Here is an 8,113-nt window from a genome sequence, read left to right as displayed (position 1 = left end):
ATGAAATACCGCCGGGGAGGGGACAGGGGGAGAGGTCAGGTTTTAGACAATTAGCGCGGCAAGGATCAGTCTGATTCCAAAAATGTTTCTGTAAACCTGGTTACGTATCCGCTTCGGGATAAGCGCAAGAGATGCCATGAAGAGCGGGGCTTGAATGTCTCCGCTCTTCGTTTAGGAATCCAACAATCGCTGTTCACCCTGGAGATTGCGGATCTGTTCGATATCCCGGGTGCATTCCATACACCCCAGATACTGGCCGTGATCATCGCGCAGCGCAAAAAATTCGATCAGAATCTTATGTTTGGCCCCATCGGCGCCGCAGGGCAGATCGATCCAAAAGCGGGCATTGTCCCGGGTGCCGGCTTTCATCTCGTTGACGATGGCCTCCACCTTGGCGAGGCTCCGTTCCGGATGGCATTGCCGGAAATTCATGCCCATGCAGGTCATGGGCCGCGTGAATAACCGGGTCTCATGTTGATTCCAGCCGGCCACCTCGTCGTCCGCGTCGATGACCGTGATCTCCATCGGCAATGTTTCAAACATCGCCTTGACCATCGGCTCGCTTAATTGTTCAAGCATGGAATCCTCCTGATTTTTTTGCAGTTATTCTTCCCTTTCCTCCTTAAAACTATTTTCGCCGCCGCCGAAAAGTCCGCGGATAAAAGAAATAGAAAGGCGCTTCGGCCTTTCTATCTGGAAAGTGATCCGTAACCAGAAACCACTACTCAAAACCCAGCCGCTACTTGGACTGGCTCGACAAGATTTGGCTGATCTGTCCGGCCGACCGATCAACCTCTAGCTGACTCTGGAGGCTACTATTCGCGCTCTGACTCTGGGGCCGCGCCGGGCTCATCGAAGCAAACTCGAACTGACCCGAGGATGCTTTGGAGAGCAGTAACCGGCTGATCTGCCCTTGCGATTGAGCCAACTCCGAAGAGTTCTCCATATTCACCTTGGCGTTGTAATTCTGAGCCTTCATAAACTGATTCTGGTTCTGATTATTGTACACGAGAACACCTCCGTCCAATATTATTAGAAGGCGGCGCTCAAAAAATCCTGTCAATTTTTTGAATGAAGAAACATTTCTAGAATCGCTTTTCTGCGGTTAAAATAAAAGGCGCAATCCATACCCGGGATTGTGCCTTTTGAATGAAAGCTAAGCTTTGCCAGACGCAAATTATGGTTTTAGTTTGACGGGATCTTTGACGGCGATGGGGAAATTCGGATTCAACGTGTTCATCACGGTACAGGTCGAGGCCATCTCTTTAACTTCGTTCACCCGGAGCTCGGCCGTGGGCACCATGACTTCATCGATGACCTTGCCGGTATTGGGATCCTGAACCACCGCTTTGATGTGGGAGACGACGAAGACCATCCCTTCCCGGATGCCATCGCCTGCGCCCAGATTGATGATGACCATTCCTTCTTCGGCGTAGGCGACTACTCCTTTGATCCCGGCCGCCGGCGGCGCTTTGGGAGCCGGAGCGGGCACCGCAGCCGGTCCCGGAACAGCGGCTACCGCCGCGGGGGCGGGCTTCAGCGTGGCGGGCGCGGGGATTGCCGGGGCCGTCGAGGCTTTAACCATGGATACGCCATAGTTGACCGCGTCCTTATCCATGCCGACGATCCGCTTTTTCACCGCCGCGTCAAGGTCCTTACTGGCCGGCTTTCGGGCATCGTACCCGGCCTCAATCTCATCCAGGGTTTGATACTTTTTGTCCAGAAAATAGCGGTTGCTGGTGATGACGGTTATCGCCAGCTCCCTGGAGCGCAACGAATGATAAATCGCTTCTTCGAAACGGCCGGCTTTATAAAAGTCCTGGGCTTGCCGTTGATGCGTCACGCACAGAGCGAGCCCTTTATAGATATTAATGGACTTCGCGGCATTTTGGGCCTGATTCACCACTTTGACGGTGCGGTTCAGGATATGCATGGCATCGTCATTGATGGAGTTCCCCCAGGCAACCCACGAAGCGGTAAACAAGAGCAAGCTAAAAACTATCAGACTACCAAGCTTTTTCATCGCAACGGCTCCTTTAAACGAAATATGGTGATTGTAACCGATATAACCAAATAATTCGCCGATTGGGGGATTATTCCTTCCGTCCGTCCCTAGATTTTGGAGTGATTTACGAAATATTCCTCAAATGTTACAAGCCATGTGATAAAGTCTTTCGAAACGAGATCAGCATACAAAAAGGTTAAAAAATCGACTTTATCACTTGCTTTTCTGAGCTTTTATGTCAACCCTGTCCTTCGGACTGGGTTTATCACAACGCTTTTACTGCGCGCCGGTTACGGAGACATTGAGCAGCTTGACGCTTTGGGGGCCGACAAAGTTATTTTCCTGCTGCAACTCCCGGGAAAGATACATCTCCTCCTGGACGGCGCGGATGTTGCCGGAGATGGAACCACCGCTGACGGGGACGGTTTGATGGCCGTCGTTATACCATCCCAGCCGAATCTCCCCGCCGAAATCCCCGGTCAGGGGGTCCATCTGAAAGTCCGAGAACGAGGCGATCTCCAGATACGGGTCCGCTTTCAACTCCGCCAGCGGACGGCTACCGCCGTCGATCACCAGATTGGCAATGTTGCCGGTGGGCGGGACACCCAGGTAAGAGGCGTAACGGGTGTCGCCCCGGTACCGGAGGAGCCGGCCGTCCCGAACGATCACCACCGGCTGCACCGGCAGGCCATCGGGGTCGAACGGACTGGACGCGGTGGAGAACGGCAAGGTCGGATCCAGGCTCAGGCTGATGCGATCGCCCCGGACCGCGTCGCCCTGGACCGATTGCCCGACCTTGAAGAGCGAGGTCCCTTCATAAACATTCTGCGCCCCGACCTGGGCCTGATAATACCGGAAGAACTCGCGCACCGGCTCTCCGGTCAGGATCACGGTATATTGGCGCAGCGCCGGCGTCAGCCGGGCCAAGGCCTTCTCCCGCCCGTAATGGAGCATCTCCCGGACCTGGGCGGCGATGGCATCCGGTCCGAAGGCGGCGAAGTGCAGATCCCGGAAGATCTCCACCTCATGGTCGGCCTCCCGCCAGTTGACGATCACTTCCAGCTCCGCTCCATAAGCGACGCGGCTCCGGTCGACCCCGGCGGAATTCACCAGCCGCAGTTTGATCCGGTTCAGGAAGACCTCGGCGGAGTTGATCCAACCCGCTTCGTGGCAATCATTCCGGTACAAGGCCTCGGTCAGGGCCGGGAGCCAGTCGGCGAGATCGCCCGTACCGAAATTGCCGGGCGGCGCCTCGACGATCAAGGGGGCCGGTTCGACCAGGGGATACCAGGGATTGCGGACCAGGGCGGCGGCGAAGACCGCGTCGGCGACCGCCCGCCGGATCTCCGGCCCGGACAGGGTAGGATGGATCTCAACCTGGGCGGAACCCCGGTAGCGGACTCCGTCCGCTTCGAAATCCTTATAGACGGTCACCCGGTAATGAGCTACTTTCTTGGCCCGGTTCATGTCCAGCTCCCGGCGGATGAAGAACAGTTCCAGGGATTCGGTCAGCTCGGCCCCGATCGTAAAGGCGTCGACCTCCGGATGGTTCTGCAAAATCTGGCGAATCATCTCAATCATCAGCCCAACCTCGCTTTCGCCTTGATGTAGGGGCCGCCGTCGGATACCTTGGCCCATTCTTTGTGGCCTTTGCCGCAGGCCCCGGAGCCGAATAAGCGGACCTCGCCGGAGACCATCGAGATCGACCGGAGCAGATCCGGCACATAGCCGGTCATCAGCACCGGCGAGACCAGCTTGCCGGTGAGCCGTCCGTCCCGGATCTCCTGACCCCGCAGCACCATGCATTGGATGCCCCAGTTTTTGGGATCCTCCATGCCGCTCTCGGCGCCGTCCAGCAAATAACCGTGGCGGATGGAAGCGATCATCTCTTCCAGCCGATCGTTCCCCGGTGCGAAGAAGGTGTTGGTCATCCGGGCGTAGGCTTTCCGCTCGAAGGATTCCCGCTTGCCGTTGCCGGTGGGAGGCGTCCCCAGCCGCAAGGCGGAGAGCAGGTCGGAGATGCCGGTCCGGAGGATCCCGGCGTCGATGATGATCGTATCGCCGGCCGGGGTTCCTTCGTCATCGAACCAATAGGAAGAGACATGGCAGGCGGCCGCCGCGCCGTCATGCATGGTGACCAGCGGGGACGCCACCGCCTGGCCCAGATACTCCTCGGCCTTGGCCCGCTTTTTGACGAACATATCCATCTCCACGCCATGTCCGAATGCCTCATGGGCGATGAGGCCGACCACCTCCGGCGCGCAGATCACCTCGTATTCGCCGGGCGGCACCGCCGCCGCGTCCAACAGGCTCTCGGCCAACTGGATGCTCGCGGGGACGGCTCCGGCCATCTCTTCCAGCAGCTCCGGACCTTTCAGGCCGGAGAAAGCCCGAAAAGCCCGCTTAGTCCGGCCGTCGCGGCGGACGATGGGAAAGAGATAGCCCTGGCTCCAGACATAGGCCTGTTCCAGCTGTTTCCGCTGGGAGAGGAAGACCTTGGCGACCTGGACCTCCTCGTAAATGGCCCGGAAGTCCACCAGCCGCTCCGACTGGGCGAAGGCTTGATCCCGGATCTCCGCCAGCCGGGCCAACTTATCCGCCACGCTCATCCGGCCGGGCAGGATCCCCACCTCGCCGTGAAAGCTTCCTTCCGTCTCCGTCTCCTCAATCAACGGTAACCGGGCCACCGGCGCGCCGGCCTGCGTCATCCGGCGCAAGGACCGCTCCGCCGCCTCCCGGACGGCGTCAACCATATCCGCCACCGGCTGCAGTTGATTAAAGGAATACTCCGAGTAATTCCGGCCGTTGAAGACCCGCGCCACGAAGCCCCGCTCCGTCCAGCGGGACTCCTCCACCTGGACGCCGCTTTTCTGGACCCCGTAACGCTTGCCCCAGCTATCAGTTGCTAGAATGGAAACGTACTGAAAATATTGGGCCAATTCCCCGACCAACTTCTCCAAGTCGGACTTCGCCCCGCGCAAAAATTCGGAACCTTCGACCCGCATCTTGACCTCCAAACATTTGAGTTTCATTGGGAATAGAATAAGCACTCCGCCGCGGTTTTAGCCCGGAATGGAACTTTGCTTTATCACTGAATGTTTCCAGGATTTTTTTGATCGCGGCAGTTAAATTATAACAAAAACCACTGATAAAAGCATCAGCGGCTTTGCGGGACAATGAAAAAGACGGGGCTGCCTGAGCAGTCCCGTCTCGCTCCATCAGATGATCTTAGAAACTAACGACGATCCGAATTGAGCTTTCGTCCTTATCGTCTTTGTTAGCGATGTCATAACGCAGTTTTGCATTAGCGTTAAGTTTGTAAAAAGCCCGAACAGCCCAATCGTTAGCTTTGGAGGCATTACTGTCTTCGGTATTGTATTCGGCTCTGAGTTCGAAAGGATTGTCAACCGGGGTCCAATAGAAACCAACTAATAAATCATCCTCGTCAGAACCCGCTTTATAGCTCTGGGTAGTATAGGTAACATAAGTTTTCAGACCTTCCACCGGAATAAAGAAAGCGGTAACGCCAGTGACTTTTTGATCATTATCTTTTTTGGTATCACCGAAAGCAACGCCCGCGCCCCAAACATCGTTGGCATAGTCAAGACCCGCTGCAACAGCACCATCCGCGGTGCCAATTTCATAAGTGCTCGCATTCAAGGAATAGAACAATTTTCCCGTAAAACCTTCGGCAATCGGAGCAGTGATGGATAAGCCAGTCTGGGACTTGAAATCCTTGGCGACATCCAGAAGGTCTTTCGATCCGCCAAAACCCCAACCGAAGAAACCTGCTTTTACTGTAGCCGAACCGATCGCCACGGAAGCCCAAGCTTCATCGGTCATATAATTACTCTTATCATTCGTTGCCTTTTCTGTTTTAATTTTACCAAACAGTGTGACGTTATCCGTCGCCGCAGTAACATTAATATTAAATTCACTAAGGTCTACATCTTTTTCCAAATCATAACCGAACTGTCCCTCACCGGCGAAGGTGACTTTGGTCTCGGCCATCGCGGCGAACGAGAACCCAAGAACGAGCATTGCGCTTAACGCGAGAACAAGTAGTTTCTTCATAAAAATTCTCCCTCCAAATTTTTGTTTTCGGACTAACCAGTCTACTGCAGCTCGTTGCCTTGCTTCCCCCCTTCCGAGAATCAGGTTTTTGTAAATTCGAATCCTCGCGGATTCGAAATTTCAGACCCTATCCCGGCTATCCAAGTTCCGCCCGGAGCGCGGGTCTGAAAACTTAAACGACTCAGTGACACAGACCGGCCCGTCCCTTAAAATATATATTCCATTACAAGCAAAAAAATCCGCAAATGCTTTTCTCCGACAAACTTTACGGTTGTTACAAGAATATCCATCATCTGATCGACAGGGAATAAATCAACTGCTATGGTAATATATGACACGTCTTATTATAAAAAAATTAGCCTGATTTTAACATAGATTTTTTTTTGATTATTAGGTATTATTTTTACCTTTTTACTCCAAGCTGGATAAATATTTCCTGACTAAATTGCATCAAACGCCTTCTATCTCTACACCAAGCGGCATTTCTACCTTTTCGTCCGCTCCCGTTTTTTTTGCAACCATCCTTCCCTTCCGGCGGCACCCGCAGCCATCGAAACGGTTCGATATTATAGCAAGAATCATGCCATCCTTCCATTGCAACTCTCCGGATTCTTCATGAGAATTTGACCCGATGTTAATAATCTCGATTTTCAAGACCCGGCACAGGCATCCACCGCCTAAATAAAAAAAGAGCCCATGGGCTCTCAAATTATCGTCGAAACTCCGGCAGAAGAACCGGTGGTTTCTATCCAAATCAACTCGTCGTCCTGCAAGAGGATTTTATTCAGCAATATTCGCCCCTCAAATCCGGCACGACGCTGGACGCGCGGAATTGATACAAGGACGTATCACCTGACGTCGCCCCCGAAGCATCCGCAGGCAACGCCGCCAGGGATGGCAATTCCTTCCACGAGGGACCCGCGACTCGGAGGAGCGGGATGGGGGGGGCAAGGGGGCACTCGCCCCTTGCGGCGGGGGTACCGGCCTAGGGGGTTTGCCGCCAAACCCCCTGGCCGACCTCACAGGATAGAATTCGGATAGACAGACAGTTTCTCTCTACAAACTAAAACTAAAGAGCCCCCATAGGCTCTTACATAAACTTCTATCGCAAAAAAGAGGTGGATCACTTTCAGAGCGACCCGTCTAACTCTGAACCAGTCCCCACAGGATCTTCACCGCCACCGCCAACGACATCGCAACGAAGATCGGCTTAATCAGCTTAACCCCTTTTTGCAACGCCAGCATCGTGCCGAGCTGCGCCCCGACCATCATCGCCAGAGCCACCGGCACGCCGTAACGGTAATCAATCTTGCCCAGCCAGGCGAAGAGGACCAGCGAGGTGACGTTGCTCACAAAATTCAGCACCCGGGCGTTGCCGCCGGCGTTGATAAAGTCAAAACCGTAAATCCCGATCAAGCCGAAGATCAGGAAGGAACCGGTCCCCGGCCCGAAGAAGCCGTCATAAAATCCAAGCCCCAGGGCCAGCAGCATTCCCCAGAGCAGCTTGGGCCGGTCGATCCCCCGGAAGCGGTCCGCCAAGCCCATCTGCCGTGAGAACAGGCTGTAGGCTCCGACCCCGATGATCATCACCAGGACCAGGGTCTGCAACAGCTGCTGGTCGAGACGGACCACGGTCTTGACGCCGAGCACCGCCCCGACCAGCGTCAGTGGCGCCAGATACAGGAGTAGCCGGCGGTTAATCTTGGCCGACCGGGCATACTTGATCGAACTGGTCAGCGAAGCTGCGGTGGCGGCGAATTTGTTGGTCCCCAGCGCGAAATGGGGCGGCACCCCGGCCAGCAAAAAAGCGGGGATGCTGATGAGCCCGCCCCCGCCGGCGATCGAATCGACAAAGGCGGCCACAAACCCCGCCAGACAAAGCCCCATGATGGTCAACAAGAGAACCCCACCCATACTGAACGGATTTTCAGGCATATATGCCATCTAACAAACGAAATTGAGTTCAAAAGAGGCAAAAAATCAGACAGGAAAGCCGGCAAAAGAAGGAATCACAAGCAATTCACGAAGTTTGAG

General features: G+C 54.9%; 8 protein-coding genes. All 8 read right to left on the bottom strand.

What is annotated here, in order from left to right:
• Positions 1-171 precede the first annotated feature (171 nt).
• The 8 genes from EDC14_RS26240 to EDC14_RS26205 all read right to left on the bottom strand — a co-directional run bounded on the left by EDC14_RS26240 (position 172) and on the right by EDC14_RS26205 (position 7,978).
• Positions 172-579, bottom strand: coding sequence for a PAS domain-containing protein (locus tag EDC14_RS26240; protein WP_132018327.1), 408 nt, complete (start codon positions 577-579; stop codon positions 172-174).
• A 160-nt stretch (positions 580-739) separates the two neighbouring features.
• Positions 740-1,009, bottom strand: coding sequence for a hypothetical protein (locus EDC14_RS26235; protein ID WP_132018324.1), 270 nt, complete (start codon positions 1,007-1,009; stop codon positions 740-742).
• A gap of 168 nt (positions 1,010-1,177) precedes the next feature.
• Positions 1,178-2,023 (bottom strand): hypothetical protein, encoded by an 846-nt coding sequence (locus EDC14_RS26230; RefSeq protein WP_132018321.1) that lies wholly within the window; start codon positions 2,021-2,023, stop codon positions 1,178-1,180.
• Positions 2,024-2,281: 258 nt separating this feature from the next.
• Positions 2,282-3,586, bottom strand: a complete 1,305-nt coding sequence (locus EDC14_RS26225) for a metallopeptidase TldD-related protein (protein ID WP_132018318.1) — start codon at positions 3,584-3,586, stop codon at positions 2,282-2,284.
• Positions 3,586-5,010, bottom strand: coding sequence for a TldD/PmbA family protein (locus EDC14_RS26220; protein ID WP_132018315.1), 1,425 nt, complete (start codon positions 5,008-5,010; stop codon positions 3,586-3,588). The genes EDC14_RS26225 and EDC14_RS26220 overlap by 1 nt, the downstream gene beginning before the upstream one ends.
• 223 nt (positions 5,011-5,233) lie before the next feature.
• Positions 5,234-6,079, bottom strand: coding sequence for a porin (locus EDC14_RS26215; protein ID WP_132018312.1), 846 nt, complete (start codon positions 6,077-6,079; stop codon positions 5,234-5,236).
• Between the two features lie 450 nt (positions 6,080-6,529).
• Positions 6,530-6,733: a hypothetical protein gene (locus EDC14_RS26210; RefSeq protein WP_132018309.1), complete on the bottom strand. Its 204-nt coding sequence runs from the start codon at positions 6,731-6,733 to the stop codon at positions 6,530-6,532.
• A gap of 489 nt (positions 6,734-7,222) precedes the next feature.
• The gene (locus tag EDC14_RS26205) at positions 7,223-7,978 is read right to left on the bottom strand and encodes a TSUP family transporter (RefSeq protein WP_243663131.1); all 756 of its coding nucleotides are present in this window, start codon (positions 7,976-7,978) and stop codon (positions 7,223-7,225) included.
• Between the last annotated feature and the right edge of the window lie 135 nt (positions 7,979-8,113).

It is taken from the genome of Hydrogenispora ethanolica (genome assembly GCF_004340685.1).
In the GTDB taxonomy this organism is placed as follows: Bacteria; Bacillota; UBA4882; order UBA8346; family UBA8346; genus Hydrogenispora; species Hydrogenispora ethanolica.
Note: the sequence above shows the minus strand (reverse complement) of the source record. Positions and strands in the feature narration are given on the sequence as shown.